We start from the raw sequence: 22342 nt of genomic DNA, 5'->3' as shown, positions 1-22342 counted from the left end.
TTCGGAGCTTACGTCATCGCCGCAAGCCACGCACCGGGGTTCACCCATGCGTGCCACCGAAACCCGGCCGAGACACGAGCCCGAACTATCAAACGATTCAATCAAGTGATTGACAGCGGCCCGCCGGGCGGGTCACGATCGAGGCGCGGTCCGGTATCCGGCCGTGTACCCGAGCGGCAGGAGAGCGATGACAGCCGAGCCCCCGGACGCGAGTCTCACCGCGCCCTACACCATCGAATTCCCGTACAACCGGACGGTCGGCGAGAAGATCGGCACGTTCCTGGGCGGTCTGCGCGACGGCGAACTGTACGGGGTGCGGACCGAATCCGGGGCGGTGCTCTGCCCGGCTCTCGAGTTCGACCCGGCCAACTCGGCCCCCACGGGTGAGCTGGTCCGGCTGGATCCCACCGGCACCCTCACCCACTGGACCTGGGTGCCCACCCGGCCGGGCGACGATATCGAGGCCGATCATTTCGCCTGGGCGCTGATCACGATCGACGGCACCGTGGGCGCCCTGTTCCATGCCGTGGACACCGGCGGCGACCCCACCCGGCTCACCGCCGGCCTGCGAGTGAAGCCCCGCTGGCGCACGGAACGGGTCGGCAGTATCCGCGATATCGTCTGCTTCGAGCCGGTGGAGGCGTCATGAGTACCCTGCCCGCCCCGGTGGAATCGTTCACCAGCCCGCACAAGGTGGACTACACCTTCGTCGCCGGCACCGGCCGCTCGGCCTTCTTGCGCGGGCTGGCCCACCGCAGCCTGCTGGCCCGCCGCTGCGGAACCTGCGAACGGGTGTATCTGCCCGCGCCGGAGTTCTGCTCCCGCTGCCTCGTCGAACTGTCCGAACCGTTCGAACTGGGCGGCGCGGGAGTGGTGAAAACCTTCTGCGTGGTGAACTTCCCGTTCCCCGGCCAGACGATCGAACCGCCGTACCTGGTCGCGTATATCCAGGTGGACGGCGCGGACACCACGCTCATGCACCTGATCCGTGAGGTCGAACCGAGCGAGGTCCATATCGGTATGCGAGTGGAACCGGTGTGGTGCGCCGACGAGGACCTGGACACATCCATGAACAGCATTCGCTATTACCGGCCGATCGCGGGAGGTTCCGATGCGTGATATCGGGGTGGTGGCATTCGCACAGTCACCGGGCACGGCCGCCGACCGTCGCGACGATATGGCGGAGATTCTGCTGCCGGTGATGCGGGAAGCGCTGGCCGCGGCCGGAATCGACCGGACCGAGGTCGATTTCTGGGCGTCCGGCAGCCACGATTTCCACGAGGGCCGCACCTTCGCCTATATCGAATCCCTCGACGCGGTGGGCGCGTGGCCGCCGATCTCGGAATCACATGTCGAGATGGACGCGGCGTGGGCCGCCTACGAGGCGTGGTCCTGGCTGCAGCTCGGCGAGGGTGAGATCGCCGTCGTCTACGGTGTCGGGCGCGGGTCGCTCGCGACCGATCTGGACCAGGTGGCATCCACCCAGCTCGACCCCTACTTCCTGGCGCCGCTGCGGCCGCATCAGGACGCGCTCGCCGCGCTGCAGGCGCAGGCACTGGTCGCGGCCGGGGCACTGGACGAGAAGCAGATGGCCGAAGTGGTCGTCCGGGCTCGTGCGGCGGCGGTGGGCAATCCGGCGGCGCAGGTGTCCGGCGAGGTCACGGTGGACGAACTGCTGGCGGCACCCTATCTGGCGTCGCCGCTGCGGGAACACGATCGCGGGCCGATCGGCGATGCCGCGGCCGTGCTGGTGCTCGCGGCCGGTGATACCGCACGCCGGCTGGCCGAGCGCCCGGCCTGGGTGCGCGGTGCCGACCATCGAATGGACTCGCACTATCCGGGCACCCGCAACCTCACCGGCGTCGATACTGTCGGTATCGCCGCGGCCAAGGCTGCACAGCAGGCCGGATTCACCGCCCGCGAGGTCGAGATCGCCGAACTGCACACCGAATACAGCTATCAGGAACCCCTGCTGGCCGGCGCCCTCGAATTATCCGGCGCCACAATCAATCCCGGCGGTGGGCCACTCGTCGCCCGACCCACCACGGCGACCGGCCTGATCCGCATCGGCGAAGCGGCCCGGCACATCCTGACCGGTCGCGCGGACCGCACCCTGGCACACGCCACCAGCGGGCCCGCGCTCCAGCAGAACATGATCTGCCTTATGGAGGGAGACCGGTGAAACTCGCGGTTGTCGGAATCGGACAGAGCAAACAGGCCAAGAAGCGCAAGGTCACCATCGGCGCGATGGTGCGCGAAGCCGTCGACGAGGCGATGGCCGACGCCGAACTGGAATTCGGCGATATCGATGCGATCGTACTGTCGAAAACGCCCGATCTGTTCGACGGGGTGATGAACCCGGAGTTGTATCTGGCCGATGCCATGGGGGCGCGCGGCCTCCCGGTGACGCGGGTGTTCACCGGCGGCAGCGTCGGCGGGCACGCGGCGATCTACGGTGCGCATCTGGTGCAGGCGGGCTTGGCGCGGCGGGTGCTGGTGGTCGCGTATTCGAAAGAGTCCGAAGGCGATTTCACCTGGGCACTCTCACGCGGGCTGCCGTTCAGCGCGCAACTCGGCGCGGGTGCGGGCGCGCATTTCGCGCCGGTGATCCGGGAGTACATCCGGCGCTCCGAAGCGCCGGAACATATCGGCTGGCAGATCGCGGTGAATCATCGGTTGAACGCAACCCGCAACCCGTACGCGCATATCCAGCTGCCGGACATCACGGTCGAGCAGGTGCGCGAATCGCGGATGCTGTGGGATCCGATCCGGTTCCTGGAATCGTGCCCGTCCTCGGACGGTTCGTGTGCGGTGGTGATCACCGGCGCGGACGACGCTCACCACACCGGCCGCCCACCCGCGTGGATCCACGGCATGTCCTGGCGCACCGAGACCGGTCATTTCGCCGGTCGCGACGAGGTGAATCCCGAAGCCGGCCGGCAATGCGCCGCCGACGCTTACCGGCAGGCGGGAATCACCGACCCGGCGCGCGAAATCGACACCGCCGAGCTCTACATCCCCTACAGCTGGTTCGAACCGATCTGGCTGGAGAACGTGGGCCTGGCCGAGGCCGGTGCCGGCTGGAAGGTGGTCGATTCCGGGCGCACCGCGTTCGGCGGGTCCCTGCCGATCAACCCCTCCGGCGGCGTGCTCTCCGGAAACCCCACCGGCGCAACCGGTTTGCTGCGGTTCGCGGAAGCGGCCATGCAAGTGCGCGGCACCGCGGGCGAGCATCAGGTACCGGACGCACGGTTGGCCGTGGGACATGCGATGGGCGGGGCCGCCCAGTTCCACGCACTGTGGGTGGTCGGTTCCGAACCACCGGAATCCTGATCCGCGGGGCAGTGTCATGACCGCACAGGCGCTTTCCGTCCCCTGGTCGGGCGGCTGCACTGTGCCCGGTCGCGGCCACCTGCCCCGCACATCCGGGCAGCCACAGGTTCACCCGGCCCCGGGCGGCGAGTATGCGCTGACCGGGCAGCGACACTATCGCGGACCGCAGGCCCGCACCGAAACGAGGAGAGATCATGACCGAGCGGGTATACGTCGCCGGTGTCGGGATGACGAAGTTCGAGAAGATCCAGTCCCGCGACTGGACCTATCCGGAAATGGTCGCCGAGGCTGTCGGCCAGGCACTTACCGATGCCGGTATCGGCTACGACCAGGTGCAGCGGGCCGCCATCGGTTACGTTTTCCAGCCGTCCACGGCGGGCCAGCGGGCGCTCTACGAGGTCGGGCTCACCGGGATCCCGATGGTGAATGTCAACAACAACTGCGCCACCGGATCGTCGGCACTGGTACTGGCCCGCGAATGGGTGCAGGCCGGATTCGCCGATATCGTGCTCGCGGTCGGGTTCGAGCAGATGACCAAACAGGCGATGGCCGGTGACGGCAGCGTCCCGAAGGTCACCACGGTCGACTGGCATATGAACGCGCTCAAAGCCGCCGCCGGTTTCAGCAGTGCCCCGATGACCGCCCAGTTCTTCAGTGCCGCCGCCACCGAACATATGAAGCGCTACGGGACGACGCGGGAACAACTCGCCCAGGTCGCGGTGAAGAACCACGAGCACTCCACCCGCAACCCCAAGGCCCAGTTCCAGGACGCCTACTCCCTCGACCAGGTACTCGGCGACAAACTGGTCTCCGACCCGCTCACCCGGTCCCAGTGCTCCCCCATGTCCGACGGCGCCGGCGCGGCTGTGCTGGTGAGCGAACGGTATGTCCGGGAACACGGGCTCGATCGGGCGGTGCCGATCCTCGCCCAGGAATTGGTGACCGATACCGGCGCTTCGTTCGAATCGGGTTCCATGATCGACGTGGTGGGCGCGCCCATGGCCCGGACCGCCGGGCAGCGAGTACTCGACACCGCCGGGGTGGGAATCGACGATATCGACGTTCTCGAACTGCACGACTGCTTCTCGATCAACGAACTGCTCACCTACGAGGCGCTGGGAATGTGCGGTGAAGGCGAATCCGGGGCGCTGGTCGAATCGGGTGCCACCACATACGGCGGCCGGTGGGTCGTGAACCCGTCGGGTGGTCTCATCTCCAAGGGGCATCCGCTGGGCGCCACCGGTTTGGCGCAATGCACCGAACTCGTTACTCAGGTGCGGGGCGCGGCGGGTGACCGTCAGGTGGAAGGCGCCCGGCTCGGCCTGGCACACAACCTGGGACTCGGCGGGGCCTGTGTGGTGACCCTCTACGGCGCGCCCGGCGCGGTCTCCTAGAGTTTTCGATCATGACGCGAAGCCGGGTGCGGACGGGCCGGGGTACACACCGGCCCGCCGCACCCCCGCGTGCGGAACTCGGAGGCGACGCGGACCCGGGCCCGGTGGACCCCGCCGGCGCACTCGATCCGGATCTACCCACCGATCAGCGGCTGATCCGCGCCGCGGAACGACTGTTCGCCGAACGCGGGATCGACGCGGTCTCGCTGCGCTCGGTGATGGCGGAGGCCGGCGCGAATGTCGCGTCCGTCCACTACCATTTCGGCTCCAAGGACGCCCTGGTCGAAGCGTTGATCAGCCGGCGTAGCGAACAACTGCACGCCCGGCGCGCCGAATTGCTCGACGCTGTGGAGAACTCCGGGACACCGGATGCCCGCGCCCTCGCCGACGCCTTCGTCCGCCCGGTCGGCGAACTGGCGGCCGCCGGCGGCACACCGTGGATCCGCCTCGTCGCCGGCATCATGAGTAGCAATCACCCGGCCCTCACTCGGCTCACCGAAGGTTTCGCCCCGCAAGCCCGCCGCTTCAACGACCTACTTCAGCGGGTCGCACCGGACACCGCCCCGCGCACCATCCGCTTCCGCCTCACCCAGGCCATGAACCTCACCTTCCAAACCCTCGGCGACCCGGAAGGCCTGCAGGGCATGCTCGCACTCAGCGGAACCCGGCTCGCCCCCGGCGAGCTGCTCACCGAACTCGTCGACACGGTCACCGCGATCCTCACCGGCCCACCCGACCGCTGAGTTACCCACCTATCGGCGCCGATCGACAAGCTTGGTACACGGCCGCGTGTACACTCGACGATATGGACGACCAGCTGAGCATCCGCGAAGCTCGCGCACAACTGCCTTCCGTGGTGAGCGCCGCGAGCAGCGACGGCCACGTCACCGTGATCACGCGCGGCGGCGAACCGGCCGCCGCCGTTATTCCACTGTTCATGCTTGCCAAACTCGAGGAATGGGAAGACGAGCAGCTCGGGCGGATGGCCGACGAAGCACTGGCCGAAGGCGGTGAGCCCGAGCGCATCACTCTCGGCCAGATGATGGACGAGGTGCTCGCTTCCGACACTGACGCCGTCGCGTGAAATACGAGTTCACCTGGACCCCTGCCGCGCGGCGCGCCCTCCGGTCGATCCCCCAGGAAGACGCGTTACGCCTGCTCGTCGCCCTGACCCTGCTGGGCGATGACCCCTATCGCCGCGATGGTGTGGACGTCAAGGCTCTCACCGGCCGGAGCGGATTCCGGCTACGAGTGGGCAACTACCGGCTCGTTTACGAAGTCGACGACGGCAAACTGATCATCCTGGTCGTGTCTGCCGGGCATCGCCGAGATATCTACGAGCGGTGAATGTACCGCCGAACTCTTCAGCGGGCGGCACGCAGTAGGTCCGGAGAGGAAAGCTGTGGCGGCGAGGACTGGCCGATTCGCCGCGTCCCCGCCGCCTGAAGCCGCTGAGTTCGGTTTCCGCGAATCCGGGTGTTGCCTGGGGCAGCCGACTTCGCGGGTCAGTTGTCAGGGCACCGCGCAACCGGTGCCCGCGTTGATTCCGGTGCGGACCTCGATGGGCGCCGAGGTCACCAGCAGGCCGCCCTGCTCGGCGCTGATGAAATGTGTCCCCGGGTTCGGAGGCGTCCACGTTGTCGTGGCGGTGTTGCCGTTGGGCGTCACGGTCGGCGGATTGAACCCGACCACCGCGTTGTTGTCGCGGAAGGTCACCGGCTCCGTGGTGTTGTCGACGGCGGCCCGCACCTCGTAGGAGCAGGTGGTGCCGAAGGGCGTGCTGAGGCCCATGCTCCGCCCCGCGTCGGCGCCGACGCTCAGCGGTGACGCACCGGCGCCGGGGGCCGCGAGAACGAGGGCGGTGGCGACGGCTCCGAGGCCCGTGACGGCGGCTGCGGCGCGTCCGGCCCGGTGCCCGGCGGGGGAATTCGTCTCGGAGTGGAGAGTAATCATCGTTGATCACATCCCAACTGATTCCATCGTGCGGACCCGGGTGGCCCGCTCGCGAGCTGATTTCGTGGAACTGTGTCCAGCGTGCCTGTGCTGCGATGGTTGTCGGTGATCCTCAACGGCGGCACCGAGTTTATCAACCGGCACCCCGGCCGAGTCCACAGCTCCGCCGGCATCAGTGTGATAACGACGAACGGGCCCGGCCCACGACCGGGCAGGCAGTACTTGCTGCCCGGTCGTCGCACCGGCGCCTAGTTCACCTGGCGGCCTTCGCCCCAGTACTGCGCGCGCAGCGCTTTCTTGTCCGGCTTGCCGAGCGGGCTGACCGGGATGCTGTCGGCGAAATCGACGGTCTTCGGGGTGTAGACGGCTCCCTTGCGGTCCTTGACCAGCGTCTGCAACTCCTCGACCGATACCGTCCGGCCCTCGCGCAGCACGACGACCGCCTTGACGGCTTCGCCCCATTTCTCGTCCGGCACACCGATCACCGCCGCCGCGCTGACCGCCGGGTGGGCCGACAGCACATCTTCGACCTCGCGCGGGTACACGTTGAAACCGCCGGAGACGATCATGTCCTTCTTGCGGTCGACGATGTAGAGGAAGCCCTCCTCGTCCTGGCGGGCGATATCGCCGGTGTGCAGCCAGCCGAATTCCGTTGCCTCGGCGGTCTGTTCGGGTTTGTTCAAGTAGCCGTTCATGACCAGCGGGCCCCGGACGCACACCTCCCCCGGTTCGCCCTGAGGTACCTCGTTGCCCTTCTCGTCGAGCAGGGCAACGCTCAGCCACGGGACCGGGCGGCCGCAGCTGGCGAGGCGTTCCGGTTTGTTCAGGTCGTGGTCGCCGCGGCGCAGCACCGAGATGGTCATCGGGCTCTCGGCCTGGCCGTAGAACTGGAAGAAGATCGGGCCGAATTTCTCGATCGCCTCGGCCAGCCGGGTCGGTGAGATCGCGGAGGCGCCGTAGAAGACCGTCTTCAGGCTGGAGAGGTCGTACTTGTCCAGGTCGGGGCTGTCGAGCAGCGCGTACAACATGGTGGGAACCAGCATCGTCGCGGTGATCTTGTACTTCTCGATCGCCTCGAGGACCTTGGTCGGATGGAAGTACGGCAGCACCACAATGGAACCGCCCTGCTGGGCGGTCGGGTTCCAGAAGGCGGCGCCGGCGTGGCTGAGCGGGGTGCACACCAGGAAGCGGACCTCGTCCGGCCACTCCCATTCGGTCATCTGGATACGCAGCATGGTGGCGCTGCCCCGGAAGCTCATCTCGACACCCTTGGGCTTCCCGGTGGTGCCGCCGGTGTAGGCCAGGCTCATCGTGGCGTTGGGGTCTACGTCGGGCGCAACCAGCGGGCCGGGGGTGAGACCGGCGGCCAGCTCGATGAGGTCGGTCCCCGCTTCCGAGGGGCCGAACGAGAACAAGTTCCGCAGTCCGGGGACCTTGTCGCGCAGTTGCGCGGCGCGCTCGTCGAATCCGGTCGGGTCGAAGATGAGCGTTTCCACGCCGGCATCCTCGAGCACATACGCGTGGTCGTCGAGGGAACCCATCGGATGCAGGGCCATGGCCCGGGAACCGTTCACATTGTTGGCGCCCTGGGCGAACAGGACCTCCGGCCGGTTCGCCGACAGGACCGCCACCGGCGACCCGACGCCCAGCCCGGCGGCGGCCAGCGCCTGCGCGAACCGGCTGATCTGATCCCGCACGTCGCGGTAGGTGAGGGTGGCGTCGTCGATATGGACCGCGGTGCGGTCGGCATAACGCTCGAGAGCTTTACCCAGCAGATCCACCGAGAGGGGCTCGCGGTGCAGTAGGCCGGTGTCGTCCACGTGCGGTTCAGTGTTCATTCGTCTGCCTTTCGGGCCCGCTCGCGCGAGCGGCCCAGCGAAGTTGACCGGTGCTCCGGTGTGGCCCCGGGTCGCCGGTGTACCCCGCGGGACACCGCGGCCCGGGAACCGTCCACCGAGGCTCGCAAACCTGGAAAACTATAACACGTTCTACTTTGCCCGCACCGAAGTACACAAGACTCGATCCGCCCGCGGGTTCCGGTCCGTCGGACAGCGTCGACGGGAACCGGTCACGCCTGCCCGTGTCCGGGACGGCGGAACCGTGCCCTCGGCGCGCAAAAGCCCTGCTCCGAAGATTTGGGAGCAGGGCTCTGCAGATTCCGGCCGCGCTACGCTCCGGCGCGACCGTACTGCCGCGGCGGATCCTGCCGCGGACCGGTCCACCGGAAGATCAATCCCGGGTGACCGCCCCGTCCACCCGGCGCCAGATTCCGAGCGGGTTCTCCGCGCGGATCTCGTCGGCGAGCAGCTCCTCGGGCACGTTCTGATAACTCACCGGGCGCAGGAAACGTTCGATCGCACGGGACCCCACGGACGTGGTCGCGGGTGCGCTGGTGGCCGGGAACGGTCCACCGTGGACGACCGCGTGCCCGACTTCCACACCCGTCGGCCAGCCGTCGAACAACACGCGGCCCGCGATCAGTTCCAATGTGCCGAGCAGCGGCCGGGCCGTTTCCCGGTCGGCGGCGGTGGTATGCACCGTGGCGGTGAGCTGGCCCTCCAGCTCGCCGGCCAGCGCGAGCAGTTCGGCGGTGTCGGCGGCGCGCACGATGATCGAACTCGGGCCGAATACTTCGTCCTGCAGCTCCCGGTCGGCGCGGAATCGCGCGGCGGTGGTGACGAACAGGTTCGGATTGCCGGAGCAACTCGCGGCGCCGGCCGTCCCGGTCGCGGCGAGTTCGACTCCGTCGGTACCGGTCAGCCGCTCGACCCCGGCGGCGAAGGATGCGGCGATACCGGCGTTGAGCATCGGTGCGCCGGACGCCGCACCGACCGCCGCGGTGGCCGCGGCCACGAACTCGTCGGCTCCCGGTCCGTCGGCCAGGAAGACCAAGCCGGGACTGGTGCACAACTGCCCGACACCGGTGGTCAGCGAGGCCACGAATTCGGCGCCGAGCCGGGCCCCGTGTTCGGCCAGAGCGCCGGGGAGGACGAATACCGGGTTGACACTGGACATTTCGGCGAACACGGGGATCGGCACCGGGCGCGCCGCGGCGGCCGCCGTCAGCGCCAGCCCGGCCTGCCGGGATCCGGTGAAGCCGACCGCGCGGATATGCGGATCCCGAACGAGCGCGAGGCCGGTCTCGACACCGCCGTGGACCAGCGCGAAAGTCCCCTCGGGCAGGCCGTGTTCGCGAACCGCCGCGAGCACCGCCCGGGCCACCAGTTCGGAGGTACCGGGATGCGACGGATGCGCCTTGACCACCACCGGGGCCCCGGCCGCCAATGCCGACGCGGTATCGCCACCGGCCACCGAGAACGCGAGCGGGAAGTTGCTCGCCGCGAAGACGGCCACCGGACCAAGCGGGATGCGGCGTTGGCGCAGATCGGGTTTGGGCAGCGGAGCGCGGGCCGGATCGGGCCGGTCCAGCCGGGCGCCGGTCCAGCTGCCTTCCCGGACGACGTCGGCGAAGAGCCGCAACTGGCCGGTGGTGCGGGCGATCTCACCGCGAATCCGTGCCTCCGGCAATCCGGATTCGGCGACGGCCCGCTGTGCCAGGTCCTCCCCCAGGTTCTCGATTTCACCGGCGATGCTGTCCAGGAAGGCCGCGCGCCGGGTGAAATCGGTGGCCCGGTATCCGGCGAACGCCGACCAGGCGGCGGCCGCCGCGCGGGCGACGGTGGCGGCGTCGGCTGCCCGGTATTCCGGTTCCAGCGCGGTACCGGTCACGGGGTTCACCGCCCGGAAAGCGCTTGTGGCTCCGGGTATCTCGGCCGTCCCGACGAGGTTGGCGCCGGTGAGGAGTTCGGCGGTGGTCATTCAGCTCACCTTTTTCACGAGGTCGGCCAGTTCGGCCAGTTCGGATTCGTCGAGGTCGGTCAGCGGGCTGCGCACCGGGCCCGCCGGGCGGCCCACCACCTTCATACCCGCTTTGACGATGCTCACCGCATACCCGGGTTTTCGGTTGCGCAGATCGCAGTACGGGATCACGAACTCGTTCAGCGCATTCAGGACCAACACGGTGTCGCCGCGACGCAGAGCGTTGTAGAAGTCGAGGGCGAATTCGGGAACGAAGTTGAAGATCGCCGAGGAGTAGGTGGTGACGCCCAGCGCGAGATACGGCAGGGCGAACATCTCCGCGGTCGGCAGCCCGCCGACATAGATGAGGCGGTCCCCGAGGCCCGCGTAGATCCGGGTCATCTGCTCGATATTGCCGATACCGTCCTTGAAGCCGATCAGGTTCGGGCAGCTCTCGGCGAGTTCGGCCACCGCCGATTCCGTGTAGGCGGCATTCGCGCGCGAGTAGATGATCACGCCCAGGTCGGTGGCCGCGCAGACCTGCCGCACATGCTCGACCAGACCTTCCTGACTCGCCTCGGTCAGGTAGGGCGGCAACAGGAGGATGCCGTGGGCACCGGCGCGCTCGGCGGCCCGGGCCATCTCGACCGCGGTCGCGGTGCCGTACCCGGCGGGCGCGATCACCGGCAGCCCCTCCGGCGCCTCCTGTACCGCGGCGGTGACGACCTGTTCCACCTCGGCCGGGGTGAGCGAGAAGAACTCGCCGGTCCCGCCGGCGGCGAACAGGCCGGCGGCGCCGTGGCCGCCGAGCCAGGCGAGGTTGTCCCGGTAGGCGGCTTCGTCGAACGAGCCGTCGGCACGCAGGTGGGTGACCGGGAAGGACAGCAGGCCGGAGCCCAGCTTCCTGGCGATTTCCTGCGGAGAGGCAGTGGTCATGGCTGTGCGCTCCTGATCGGGGGGACCTGCTGACCTCAGCCTAGGAACCACTTATGATTCACGTCCAACACTGATTACATATCCATCAATACAAGATCGGTATCGGATGTTCACGTTTGTCCAGCTCACCCATTTCGTCGCCGTGGCAGAGGAATTGCACTTCGGCCGCGCCGCCGAACGGCTCCGGATGACCCAGCCGCCGCTGAGCCGGCAGATCCAGCTCCTGGAGAAGGCGGTGGGCGCCGAACTGTTCGACCGCTCCAACCGCACGGTGAAGCTGACCCGGGCCGGGCGCGCGTTCCTGCTCGACGCCCGCCGCCTGCTGCAGCAGGCGGAGCGGGCCACGCTCGCGGTCCGACGGGTCTCGGCCGGTACCGGCGGCGTCCTGCGTCTCGGCTTCACCGGAGCCAGCGTGCACTCGGGATTACCCCGCGTACTGGCGGCGGCGCGCGCGGCACTACCGGATGTCGATGTCGAATTACGCGAGATGGTGACGATGGACCAGGTGGAGGCGCTGTCGGAGGGGGCGCTGGACCTGGGGATGGTCCGCCCGCCGGTGACCCGCCCGGACCTGCTCACCCGCACCTTCGTCCAGGAAGGGTTGATCGCGGCGATACCCGCCGCTCATCCGCTGGCCGAGACCACCGGGGAGTTACCGGTCACCGCACTGCACGGCGCCGACATGGTGATGCACGCGCCGGTGGAGGCACGGTACTTCCACGAACTCGTCACGACCGTGCTACACGCCGCGTCCGTGGTTCCGGTGGTCACGCAGTACATGACCCAGGTGCACAGCATCCTGGCGCTGGTCAACCTGGGCTGGGGCGTCGCACTGGTGCCCGAATCGGCGGCGGGGATGCGCTTCGATCAGGTGGTGTACCGACCGCTCGCCGAGGTGGGGGCGCGAGTCGAATTGGACCTCGTCTGGCGACAGGGCAATGAGAACCCCGCACTGGCGCGATTGATCCCGGAGCTGGCCCGAGCGGATACCGGGGCCGCGGATGCTCGGGTGTCACGTGACGGCGGGTGAGGACGGGCAGGTCGGCGGGTATGCCGGGCGCGGTCCACACCGCGCCGGGGGTGGCATCGACCGCGAGGGTGAGCGGACCGTGCCGCCAGAGCTCGGCTTCGCAGCGGCCGGGTTCGCGCCCACCATCGCCTGGACCCTGGTCGGGGACAGCCGCACCAACTGGCTGCCGGTGGCCTGCCTGGTCGCCGTGTGCTGCGTGGTGTGCGCGCTGTCGGCGTTCACGGCCCGCGAAGCCTACCGCGTGCCGCTGACCGATCTGGGCAAACCCGCGTCGCGCTGACGAACGGCACCTACCACCGCCCGCGCGGCACAGTCCGCCGGGCCGGGCGGCCGGCCCGAACACCGGACCGTGAAATCCGACAGCCCCGGCACCCTTCCACGAGTGTCGGGGCTTCGCCGTAATCACTCCCGGACCGCGACTCGCCGCAGCAGCCGGGGACTCCCCTGGCCAGCGGCGTTGCCATCGGCACTTGCTTCCGCAAATAGGGACATCTAATATCCCCGTTATGAAAATGGGTGAAGGCGTCGAGTGGAGCCTGCACTGCTGCGTAACCCTGGCCTGGACCGAGGAGCACTGGCCGGTCTCGATCGCACGGCTGGCCGCATGGTTCGACCTCCCCGTGGAGTACCTGAAGAAGCGCCTGCAGGCCCTCATCCGCGCCGGGATCCTCACCTCGACCCCCGGCGTGCGAGGCGGGTTCGGCTTGGCGCGGCCACCGGAGCAGATCACGCTGCTCGATGTCGTGACCGCGATCGAAGGCGGCACCGATCCGTTCCGCTGTACCGAGATCCGGCAGCGCGGGCACAGCGGTCGTACCGCGACCACGGATTTCGCTCACCCGTGCGGTATCGCGATGGCCATGCGCCGCGCGGAGCTGGCCTGGCGGCGCGAACTGGCGGCGCAGACCATCGCCGATCTGGCCGCCGCGGCACCGGCGAGCTCCGCGGAACGCACTCGGCGCGAGCTCGCGAACGCCACGAAGGCCGGCTGATGCGAAACCCTCGGGAGCTCTGCCCGGGTCTCGGCAACCGAGGACGGATACCCGATCATCCACACGATTGCGCGATCGCCCGGGAACTGTTCGAAACCTTCACACCGGCAAGGAGACGAGTGTGTCCGGAATAGTGGTGGTGGGCGGCGGTTTCGCCGGAGTGTGGAGCGCGGCCGGTGCGGTTCGCCTGGGCCGTGCGGCAGGTCGTGAGCTGCCGGTCACCCTGATCTCCCCCGGCGACGATCTGGTGATCCGCCCACGGCTGTACCAGGCCGAACCGGAACGGATGCGGGTCTCGCTGGACCGGATCCTCGGACCCGTCGGTGTGCGCCGGATCGCGGCCGCGGCGACCGGAATCGATACCTCCGGACGGTCCGTGACCACAGTCGACGAAACGGGCCGGATCGCCGAAATCGGCTACGACCGTTTGATTCTCGCCACCGGAAGCGAACTGGTCCGGCCGGAACTGCCCGGCGCCGAGCTGCTGTTCGACGTGGACACAATGCCCACGGCCACAGACTTGGACGCCCACCTGAACCGGCTCCCGGAACTTCCATCCGGGGACGGCCGGTTCACCGCCGTCGTCATCGGCGCGGGATTCACCGGCCTGGAGATCGCCACCGAACTGGCCGACCGGCTCGGCGCGCTCGCCGCGGCCCGCGCACCCGGCGACAAGACCCGGGTGGTCTTGGTGGAACGGGCAGACACCATCGGGCCGGAACTCGGACCCGGGCCACGCTCGGAGATCTCCGACGCCCTGGCAGCCCTGGGTGTGGAATACCGGCTCGGGGTGAGCGTGGCGTCGGTGGAACCGGATCGGGTCACGTTGTCCGACGGCACGCACCTCGCCACTCGGACCGCGATCTGGACGGCGGGGGTGCGTGCCAATGGACTCACCGCCGGGATCCCCGGCACCCGCGACCGGCTGGGCCGGTTGGACGTGGACGAGAACCTGGCGGTTACCGGAGTGCCGCAGGTCTACGCGGCCGGTGATACCGCCGCAGCGGCGGCCGAACCGGGCCACCAGGTGATGCAGTGCTGCCAGCACGCCCTGCAACTGGGCAAATTCGCGGGCCACAATGCCGCCGCCGATCTGCTGGGGCTTCCCGCGGTGCCGTTCACCACGAGCCCGTACGTCACCTGCCTCGATCTGGGCTCCCACGGCGCGGTGTTCACCAACGGGTGGGATCGCCGGGTAGTCGCGACCGGGGCGGTCGCGAAGGACCGTAAGCGCAAGGTCAACGAACTGTGGATCTACCCGCCCACCGACGATCCGGACGAACTCCTGCGTCAGGCCGATTACCGGTTCTCGGTCCGCCAGATCGCCGGAACCCCGCCGGTGTGAGCAACCCACCGGTCCGTGCGATCGGCCCCTTACCGCTGTACTGGGCCTGCTCCGCGGGTGGGCTGCGTGACGGCCGAGCTGAATTCGGCGGGGCCGGACGCCACGGTGGCGACAGTCTCCGGCCGCTCGAGGAGACGCTGCTTCGGCGTCGGCTCGCATAGGCACGGCCGGGTGGCAATCGGACGTCCGTGGTTTGCCCACCGCACCCGTCGAACGCGGGTCGCGGTGTCGCCGGTCATCGCGCGCCGGCCAATTCCTGCTCCGCGACCTCGTCCGCAGGCAGGTGTGCCCGGGAATACCGCAGGATGACCGCGGTACCCGACAGCGCCACCAGCACCAGCGCGCCGAGCAGGACGGGGTAGTCCGCTGCCGAGCTGAGGAGGCTGAGCAGAGAGGGTAGCAGGAACCCGACGTAGGCGAGCGCGTAATAGGCGCCGGTGAGGGCGGCGAGTTCGTGCGGTGCCGCCAGCCGTTGCAATTCCAGCAGGCCGGAGACCAGCGCGATCCCGTACGCGCAGCCCAGCGCGAGCGCCGCGGCCAGCGCGAGCGCGGGTGAGCGGACGATCGCGGCGACCGTGCTGATCAGCAGACCCAGCGGCATCAGCGTCATCGAGACGATCACCGCGCGGGCACTGGTCGTCCGGTCGAGCCGTTTCGCCAGCGGTTGCACGAGGGTGCCGGCGACCAGAGTGCCGACTGTCAGCGTCGTCGAATACAGCAGACTCCATTGCCCGACCCGGTCGCCGACGAGCTGCGGCATGATCGCGTAGGCCACCCCCGCCGATCCGAAGATCCAGGGTGCCATCGGCAGGATCACCCGGCGGAAACGCGGGTGGCGTAAACCGGCGAACTGCCCGCGGGCGGGCATACCCGGCACTCCGGTTTCCGGCACCCGGAACACGAACGGCAGCACCGCGAGCGCGAGCAGTGCGTGCACGAGATACGGCGTGACCATGGGCGCCGGCCCCCACTGCGCGAGGCCACCGGCCACGGCCGCGCCCAGCGCGAAACCCGCGGTGAGCCAGAGCGCGGCACGGCGGGCTCCGGTGCCGGGGGCGGCACCGGCGCGGTCACATAATTCGGTGACCCAGGTCGTGCCCACCGCCATGGCCACCGCGACCCCGAACCCGGTGATCAGCCGGCCCGCGGCGATCCAGCCCACCCCGGACACCCCGGCCGCCAGCAGCAGGCTCGCGGTCAGGGAGGCCAGCACCCCGCTGATCGCGACCGGACGCCGGCCGAACCGCTCGGACAGCCCACCCGTCATCAGCAGGCCGGGGACGAGACCGAGCACGTAGGCACCGAGCAGCGCGTTCACGGTCAGCGCCGAATAACCCGCGTCGCGGTACATCACCAGCAGCGGGGTGAACTGGTTACCGCCCCACGCCGAGACGAAGATCGCGGCGAGAGCCGCCTGCCAGGAACGGTTCGTCATCGCCGGTGCGTCCCGTCCAGGTGCGCGCGCAGGGCGGTGGTGAACGCGGTGGCATTCCCGGATTCGATGATCTCGATAAGCTCGCCGTGCTCGCGCAGGACAACCGGGATGTGGTCGGGCACGGGGCCCAGCGCGGCCACGTTCATCCGGCGCTGCCGATCGGCCAGCCCGGTGTAGAAACGGATCAGCAAGGTATTGCCCCCGGCCTCGACCAGGGTGCGATGGAACCGTTCGTCGGCCTCCGCGAACGCATGCAGATCCGCCTCCGCGGCCCGCTCGCGCTGCACCTCGAGCGCGGCCCGCAGCTGCTCGACAGCCGCCGGTATCCGCTCCGGGGTGCGCAGCAACCGGCGTACCGCGGCGCTCTCCACCGCTTCCCGGGCGTCCAGCACATCTTCGGCCTCACCCGGCGGGACCGGTGCCACGATCGCACCGCGCTTCGGTACCAGCGTGAGCAGTTCTTCGGCCTGCAACCGGACGAATGCCTCGCGCACCGGGGTCCGGCTCAGCCCGAGCCGACCGGCGATCTCGGTCTCACTGAAAAGGTGGCCGCCGGGGAGTTCGCCGGAGAGCACGAGCTCTTTGGTGAGCTGGTAGGCCCGATCGGCTGCGCTCACCGGGGGCTCGGAGGGGCTGGAAATGGTCGGCACGCAGCTACTCTAGCTGATAGATACAAGCTTGTATGCAAGCATGTACCCCAGTTCACGCGCGACTCCCGGCGCTTCGGATCGAGCCCGTAGCGCCCCGAACTCCCACCGGGTACAGCGCCTGAACCAGCTCGGGGGTCGCCGCCGCTGCCGTGCCCGTTTCACCACACCGGCTCGTCACCGAGCCATCCCAGGTTGCGAACCGGCCGGCGCGCATTTCAGGCCGCGGCCGGTCAGGTGGTCGCGTGCCGGGGTGATCGTTCGGTCCGCTACAACCGCGGACCGGCCGACTCACCACCCGGCTCCGCCACCGCAGGATCAGCCGACCCCACCGGGAAGCTCTCAGAACACTGAGCCGGCCCATGTCCCACCCCCTCGCACCAGAGCATCGGTCGCACCACCACGAGAGACGGTCGGTAACGTCGGGACACGGTACGACCAGCGGCGACCGCCGAGCGACGAACGGACAATGACGTGCACGAGGCCTTCTACCTCCCCGACCCCGCGGACCCGCAGCGGTTCGTCTCCACCGAACTGACTCGCGGTCCGTGGTCGCCCGACGCCCAGCACGCCGGCCCGCCGTCCGCGCTGCTCGGGCATGTGATCGAGCGGTGTGAACCCCGGCCCGGCTTCCAGGTGGGCCGCGTCGCGGTCGAGATCCTCGGCCCGGTCCCGCTGGCCCCGCTCACCGCGGAGGCCCGGCTGGTGCGACCCGGTCGTAGCGTCGAACTGATCGAGGCCACGCTGTCCAGCGACCGCGGTCCGGTGATGCGCGCGAACGCCTGGCGGTTCAAACTCGCGGAACAGGACCTGGACCTGCCGGCACAGTTCCTTCCGACCGGCTCGCGACCCGGCCCCGAACGGGCACCGGAACCGGAACCGTTCCCCTCCACCCAGCCCGCCGGCTTCCACACCGGAATCGAATACCGTTTCGCCGCAGGCACTTTCGCCGAACCCGGCCCGGCGGTGTGCTGGATCCGGCTGAAGTACCCGATCGTCGCGGGCACCACCCCGAGCCCGCTGGAACGCACACTCGCCGCCGCCGATTCCGGTAACGGTGTCAGTTCCGTCCTGGATTGGAACAGCTACCTGTTCATCAACACCGACCTGACGGTCACCCTGCACCGGCAACCGGCCGGTGAATGGGTCTGCCTCGACGCGGTCACCCACCCCCAGCCGCACGGTATCGGCATGGCCGAATCCGCGCTCTTCGACGAGAAGGGCCCGCTGGGCCGCAGCACCCAGACACTGTTCATCGGCCCCCGCTGACCGCGCACCGGATGCTGCCGGTATCGGCCACCGCGCCCGGTGCCGGCCGTCAGGCCCGCGAGGCGATGTAGGCCGGCAGGACTTCGGAATTGCCGTCGCCGGCTTGCGCCTCGCCCGTGGGCTCGGATATCCGGGGTGCCGCGTCGGTTCGGCCGCGGGTGCTCACCGGCGCGGAAACGTAGCTCGCGGCGGGAACGGCACGTGCGGGATGGGCGCCGGTATCTGTCCACGGCGTGCGGCCCGGCACCGTGGTGGCCGGGATGGCACCGGCCGTGGCCGCCGTCGACGGTGCGGTCCCCGGCCCGGCCACCGAGGTGGAATAGGCGGACGGCACCACCGACGCTCCGGGCGAAACCGGCGCGGGTACCACCGATTCCGCGGCGTTGCCCGACTGCTGCGGATCGACGACACCCTCCTCGCTGTGCCAGGTCCCGGCACGTGGTGTCCACGGTGTCGTGGACGACCCGGGTGATCCGGGACCCGCCGTACCGCGCGTGGTGGGCCGGCCGGATTGCTCCGGCATGATTCCCGGCCGGTCGTTTTCCGTGGCCGGACCCGGAACCCGCGCCCCGGGTGTCCCCTCGGGGGTGCCGGGTGGCGCGGTCGGGTAGTGCGGCGCCCCCGGGTTGTTTTCGGGATACTGCGGCGCCTCGCCCGGGGTCCCGGGAACCGGCGGGGCCGCGTCCCCTGGATACTGCGGTGTCGCGCCCGGGATTCCGGGATGCGATGGCACGGTGATCGCGGGCGGATGCTGCGCCATATGTTCGTCGAACCGCTCCTGCAGGGCGTTGAGCCGGTCGGTGAGACTCTGGACATCACCGGCGGTCCGGTTGTTCGCGGCAACCGCCTGGCTCAGGATTTCCCGGCCCCGCCCGAAGGCGTCGTTCAGCACGTCGAGGGCATGCGCCGGCACCGACGTTCCGGGAGGCGGGGCGGCGCCTGCCCGCGTATTGACGGTCTCGATGAGCGAATCGACCGCCAGATGTCCCTCGTCGGAGACCCGATCGGCGCCGTTCGCGATCACCGTGAGCGCTGCGGCGTCGAGCTCGGCGAAACCGGCCATGACGGTGTTGAGACGCTGCGCTTTCTTGCTGTAGTCGGGCACACCGGACGTCTCCGTGTCACTGACGTTCTCCGGCAGTTCCGGTGTGGGGGGCGGGGTCCGCTCGCCGGTCCCGAAACTCTTCCATACCGAGCAGAGATAGCCGGGCAGGCTCAGATACATCTCGCCGACCGCACCGGCCCCGGTGAGGTCGGCCGGCATCTGCAGGTTCGACATCGCCGCGGGACATCCGCCGTTGCCGATATCGCTGGTCTCGATCGAGACGATCTGCGGGGACTGCGGCGAGACCGCATAGGCGCCGAAACCGCCACCCAATGCCGCGAGCACCCCACCCTCGCGTTTGGGACCGTGCACCAGGACCAACCCCGCTTTGTGGTCCACATGCCGCTTGACCGCCCCGGCGATCCCGGTGTCCGCGGCCTTGGCCAGCCCCTTCTCCACACCCTCTTTGACGAGCTTTCCCGCCAGATTCGCTCCCCAGGCCCCGCCCACACCGCCGATACCGGCGACGAGGGCCTCCTCCACCGCGTCGCCCATATTCTTGTCGTCGACCAGAGTTGCGCCGAGGAACGAACCTGCCATGGCCCCGAGAAAGGCTCCCGGCGGGCCGAGGAAACCTCCGGCCACCGCTCCGCCGATAAGACTTCCGGCATCCGCCCCGGAGAAATCCAAGTCGAAAATACCCACACAGCAAGCTATTTCGCCTGGCCGCGGGTGGTTCCGCTTCCTGACAGAACCCTGATGGGTACACCGGGCTTCTTTGACAACGTATTTCCGGGTCCGGGCACACCATGATCAATGGGGCGCCACCCGGTACCCGAGGGTCGCGCTCATCGGACCGGGGCCGGCACCGGGTTTGCTCTCCCCAGCGACTCGTTCCACCGGAAAGCACCACGCAGACCGTGAAAAACGGTCATGATCATCCCGCCGGTGCAGAGAGCCGCGAATCCGGGCCACCAGTGCGCCGGAAGGTCGGCCCAATAACCGAGAAGTACGGCCATGATCAGGCCGAACGCCCCGGCGAGTGCATTACGCACCGGCGCATTGCCGAGGACGTTCGGGAACTCCTCCCCCATCATCCCTTTCGCGAAATGCGGGAAGGCGTTCACGCCCATCACCCCCGCGAGAAAAGCCAGAACGACCGTTTGCCACATCAGAGCACCTCATTTCGGTCAACGCTCGTAGTCTGAAACTAGCAGGTTCACCAGTTTCGGTCAACACTCGTTGTCCGAATTTCCCACGGCGACCGGAACCACCCGAACCGGCCGGTCCTAGGCTGGCCAGGTGCCCGATCAACAGCCGACCCGAGCCGAACAGCGCCGCCGCACCCAAGAGCGGATACTGCGCGCCGCCACCCTCCTGTTCGCCGAATCCGGCTACGACCGCACCACGATCCGCGCCGTCGCCGCCGCGGCAGAGACCGATCCGAGCCTGGTCATGCGATATTTCGGCTCGAAAGAAGAACTGTTCGCACGGGTCTCGGTCCCCGAACCCGACGCGCCGATCAGCGGGACCCCGGATCAGGCGGCCGAACAACTCCTCGAAGCTCTGGCCGCCAAACTCGGCACTCCCGATACCGCCACCCTGGCCGCGATCCGCACCATGCTCACGCAGACCGAAACCGCCGACACCGTGCGCGCGGCGATGACCGAACGCCAACAGCAGGCGGCCCAGCACCTGACCCCGGATGACGCGGACCTGCGCGCGGGCTTGATCGGTGCAGTCACCATCGGGGTCGTGATCAGCCGCCACCTGCTAGGTCTGGATGCCGTGCGCGACGCCTCTCCCGACCGCATCATCGAACTCCTGCGCCCGGCCGTCCACGAGATCGCCCACGGCACACCCCGGCACCGCGACCGGTAGATCAACCCCTGCCGTCGGCCTTCATACGATCGGACGCGCGCGGGCGAGACAGATGTTGCGCACCTACGAGCGGTGCCGACCACGACCCGGCTCCGGGCACCATCGCCCCACTGCGCATGAGGGCTCTGAAACGCACAACGCTCCCGGAGCGAATGGTCGATACCACTCGCTGCGGGAGCGCCTCTGCGAGTAACCCGTCAGGCCGGCTGCTGTTCGGCTTCGCGTTCGGCCACCATGGTGAGCGCGATATCGACGATCATGTCCTCCTGACCACCCACCAGCCGGCGGCGGCCCGCCTCCATGAGCAGCGTGCGGACATCGATCCCGTAGCGTTCGCTCGCCGCTTCCGCGTGCCGCAGGAAGCTGGAGTAGACGCCGGCATAGCCGAGGGTGAGAGTTTCGCGGTCCACCCGGACCGGCCGATCCTGGAGCGGCCGGACCAGATCGTCGGCGGCGTCCTGGAGGGCGAACACATCGCAGCCGTGCTTCCAGCCGAGCACATCGGCGACCGCCACGAAAGCCTCGATCGGCGTATTGCCCGCGCCCGCACCGTGTCCGGCGAGAGAGGCATCGACCCGGGTGACGCCGTTCTCGACCGCCACCACCGAGTTCGCCACGGACAGCGACAGATTCTCGTGCGCGTGGATACCGAGTTCGGTCTTCGGGTCGAGGACGTCGCGGTAGGCCAGGATCCGGTCGCGGACACCGTTCATGGTGAGGCGGCCACCGGAGTCGGTGACGTACACACAGTGCGCGCCGTAGCTCTCCATGAGTTTCGCCTGCTGGGCGAGCTGGGCAGGTTCGGCCATATGGCTCATCATCAGGAAGCCCGAGACGTCCATCCCGATCTCGCGGGCGGTCGCGATGTGCTGGGCGGCGACATCTGCTTCGGTGCAATGCGTGGCAACGCGCACCGACCGCACACCCAGACCCCAGGCGCGCCGCAGATCCTCGGCGGTGCCGACACCGGGCAGCAGGAGGCTGGTCAGCCGGGCGTTCTTGATATTCGCGGCGGCGGCCTCGAGCCAGGTCCAGTCGCTGTGCGACCCCGGCCCGTAGTTCAGCGAACCGCCGGCGATCCCGTCACCGTGCGCGACCTCGATGGCATCGACACCGGCGGCGTCGAGCGCGGCCACGACCTTGCCCACGTTCTCCGGGGTGATGCGGTGCCGGATGGCGTGCATACCGTCGCGCAGGGTCACATCCTGGACGAAAACCGAGGTCACCGATTCCGTCGAGCTCATCGTCCGTTCTCCTTGTCTATTGGCATGATCGAGGGCCCTG

At 68.9% G+C, this 22342-nt stretch carries 23 protein-coding genes; 14 read left to right on the top strand and 9 right to left on the bottom strand.

Annotated features, from left to right (window positions below; genetic code table 11):
• Positions 1–187: 187 nt before the first annotated feature.
• The 8 genes from ACIA75_RS10610 to ACIA75_RS10575 all read left to right on the top strand — a co-directional run bounded on the left by ACIA75_RS10610 (position 188) and on the right by ACIA75_RS10575 (position 6074).
• Positions 188–649 carry a DNA-binding protein gene (locus ACIA75_RS10610; RefSeq protein ID WP_397102283.1) on the top strand — a complete coding sequence of 154 codons (462 nt, stop codon included), beginning with the start codon at positions 188–190 and terminating at the stop codon, positions 647–649.
• On the top strand, positions 646–1119 hold the full coding sequence (locus ACIA75_RS10605) for a Zn-ribbon domain-containing OB-fold protein (RefSeq protein ID WP_397102281.1): 474 nt from the start codon (positions 646–648) through the stop codon (positions 1117–1119). The genes ACIA75_RS10610 and ACIA75_RS10605 overlap by 4 nt, the downstream gene beginning before the upstream one ends.
• Positions 1112–2182 carry a lipid-transfer protein gene (locus ACIA75_RS10600; protein ID WP_397102279.1) on the top strand — a complete coding sequence of 357 codons (1071 nt, stop codon included), beginning with the start codon at positions 1112–1114 and terminating at the stop codon, positions 2180–2182. Before ACIA75_RS10605 ends, ACIA75_RS10600 begins: the two co-directional genes overlap by 8 nt.
• Positions 2179–3333 carry a thiolase domain-containing protein gene (locus tag ACIA75_RS10595; protein WP_397102277.1) on the top strand — a complete coding sequence of 385 codons (1155 nt, stop codon included), beginning with the start codon at positions 2179–2181 and terminating at the stop codon, positions 3331–3333. Before ACIA75_RS10600 ends, ACIA75_RS10595 begins: the two co-directional genes overlap by 4 nt.
• A 194-nt stretch (positions 3334–3527) precedes the next feature.
• Positions 3528–4727 carry a thiolase C-terminal domain-containing protein gene (locus tag ACIA75_RS10590; RefSeq protein WP_397102275.1) on the top strand — a complete coding sequence of 400 codons (1200 nt, stop codon included), beginning with the start codon at positions 3528–3530 and terminating at the stop codon, positions 4725–4727.
• Between the two features lie 11 nt (positions 4728–4738).
• Entirely contained in the window at positions 4739–5470 is a 732-nt protein-coding gene (locus tag ACIA75_RS10585) for a TetR/AcrR family transcriptional regulator (RefSeq protein WP_397102273.1), read from the top strand.
• Positions 5471–5532: 62 nt separating this feature from the next.
• Complete coding sequence (locus ACIA75_RS10580) at positions 5533–5811, top strand: type II toxin-antitoxin system prevent-host-death family antitoxin (protein ID WP_397102271.1); 279 nt, start codon at positions 5533–5535, stop codon at positions 5809–5811.
• Positions 5808–6074, top strand: coding sequence for a type II toxin-antitoxin system RelE/ParE family toxin (locus ACIA75_RS10575; RefSeq protein WP_397102269.1), 267 nt, complete (start codon positions 5808–5810; stop codon positions 6072–6074). Before ACIA75_RS10580 ends, ACIA75_RS10575 begins: the two co-directional genes overlap by 4 nt.
• A 165-nt stretch (positions 6075–6239) precedes the next feature.
• On the opposite strand, the gene ACIA75_RS10570 is transcribed toward ACIA75_RS10575, so the two are convergent.
• The 4 genes from ACIA75_RS10570 to kdgD all read right to left on the bottom strand — a co-directional run bounded on the left by ACIA75_RS10570 (position 6240) and on the right by kdgD (position 11414).
• Positions 6240–6680, bottom strand: coding sequence for a hypothetical protein (locus tag ACIA75_RS10570; protein ID WP_397102267.1), 441 nt, complete (start codon positions 6678–6680; stop codon positions 6240–6242).
• Positions 6681–6928: 248 nt separating this feature from the next.
• Complete coding sequence (locus ACIA75_RS10565) at positions 6929–8518, bottom strand: AMP-binding protein (protein ID WP_397102266.1); 1590 nt, start codon at positions 8516–8518, stop codon at positions 6929–6931.
• Between the two features lie 391 nt (positions 8519–8909).
• Complete coding sequence (locus ACIA75_RS10560) at positions 8910–10499, bottom strand: aldehyde dehydrogenase (NADP(+)) (RefSeq protein WP_397102264.1); 1590 nt, start codon at positions 10497–10499, stop codon at positions 8910–8912.
• Positions 10500–11414 (bottom strand): 5-dehydro-4-deoxyglucarate dehydratase, encoded by a 915-nt coding sequence (gene kdgD / locus ACIA75_RS10555; protein WP_397102262.1) that lies wholly within the window; start codon positions 11412–11414, stop codon positions 10500–10502.
• A gap of 106 nt (positions 11415–11520) precedes the next feature.
• On the opposite strand from kdgD, the gene ACIA75_RS10550 reads away from it, so the two are divergent.
• The 4 genes from ACIA75_RS10550 to ACIA75_RS10535 all read left to right on the top strand — a co-directional run bounded on the left by ACIA75_RS10550 (position 11521) and on the right by ACIA75_RS10535 (position 14781).
• Positions 11521–12444 (top strand): LysR substrate-binding domain-containing protein, encoded by a 924-nt coding sequence (locus tag ACIA75_RS10550; protein WP_397102260.1) that lies wholly within the window; start codon positions 11521–11523, stop codon positions 12442–12444.
• Positions 12431–12724, top strand: a complete 294-nt coding sequence (locus tag ACIA75_RS10545; protein WP_397102258.1) for a hypothetical protein — start codon at positions 12431–12433, stop codon at positions 12722–12724. Before ACIA75_RS10550 ends, ACIA75_RS10545 begins: the two co-directional genes overlap by 14 nt.
• A gap of 226 nt (positions 12725–12950) precedes the next feature.
• Positions 12951–13436, top strand: a complete 486-nt coding sequence (locus tag ACIA75_RS10540; RefSeq protein ID WP_397102256.1) for an RrF2 family transcriptional regulator — start codon at positions 12951–12953, stop codon at positions 13434–13436.
• 121 nt (positions 13437–13557) lie between these two features.
• Positions 13558–14781, top strand: coding sequence for an NAD(P)/FAD-dependent oxidoreductase (locus ACIA75_RS10535; protein ID WP_397102254.1), 1224 nt, complete (start codon positions 13558–13560; stop codon positions 14779–14781).
• 235 nt (positions 14782–15016) lie between these two features.
• Here the strand turns inward: ACIA75_RS10535 and ACIA75_RS10530 are convergent, their stop codons facing one another.
• Entirely contained in the window at positions 15017–16216 is a 1200-nt protein-coding gene (locus ACIA75_RS10530) for an MFS transporter (protein WP_397102252.1), read from the bottom strand.
• Entirely contained in the window at positions 16213–16866 is a 654-nt protein-coding gene (locus tag ACIA75_RS10525) for a GntR family transcriptional regulator (protein WP_397102250.1), read from the bottom strand. The genes ACIA75_RS10530 and ACIA75_RS10525 overlap by 4 nt, the downstream gene beginning before the upstream one ends.
• A gap of 471 nt (positions 16867–17337) precedes the next feature.
• Between ACIA75_RS10525 and ACIA75_RS10520 the strand changes: the two genes are divergently transcribed.
• Positions 17338–18132, top strand: a complete 795-nt coding sequence (locus tag ACIA75_RS10520) for a thioesterase family protein (protein ID WP_397102248.1) — start codon at positions 17338–17340, stop codon at positions 18130–18132.
• Positions 18133–18181: 49 nt separating this feature from the next.
• Here ACIA75_RS10520 and ACIA75_RS10515 read toward each other — a convergent pair whose 3' ends face one another.
• Together ACIA75_RS10515 and ACIA75_RS10510 are read right to left on the bottom strand one after the other, a co-directional pair.
• On the bottom strand, positions 18182–19882 hold the full coding sequence (locus ACIA75_RS10515; RefSeq protein WP_397102246.1) for a hypothetical protein: 1701 nt from the start codon (positions 19880–19882) through the stop codon (positions 18182–18184).
• Between the two features lie 143 nt (positions 19883–20025).
• Positions 20026–20349, bottom strand: a complete 324-nt coding sequence (locus tag ACIA75_RS10510; RefSeq protein WP_397102244.1) for a hypothetical protein — start codon at positions 20347–20349, stop codon at positions 20026–20028.
• A 130-nt stretch (positions 20350–20479) separates the two neighbouring features.
• Between ACIA75_RS10510 and ACIA75_RS10505 the strand changes: the two genes are divergently transcribed.
• A complete protein-coding gene (locus tag ACIA75_RS10505) occupies positions 20480–21058 on the top strand; it encodes a TetR family transcriptional regulator (protein WP_397102242.1) in 579 nt (192 codons plus the stop codon).
• A 197-nt stretch (positions 21059–21255) separates the two neighbouring features.
• On the opposite strand, the gene dmpG is transcribed toward ACIA75_RS10505, so the two are convergent.
• A complete protein-coding gene (gene dmpG / locus ACIA75_RS10500; RefSeq protein WP_397102240.1) occupies positions 21256–22302 on the bottom strand; it encodes a 4-hydroxy-2-oxovalerate aldolase in 1047 nt (348 codons plus the stop codon).
• Between the last annotated feature and the right edge of the window lie 40 nt (positions 22303–22342).

Origin of the sequence: Nocardia sp. NPDC051750, assembly GCF_044453135.1 — a bacterium.
GTDB lineage: Bacteria > Actinomycetota > Actinomycetes > Mycobacteriales > Mycobacteriaceae > Nocardia.
The sequence above is the reverse complement of the archived record's forward strand: the minus strand, read 5'-3'. Positions and strand labels throughout refer to the sequence as shown.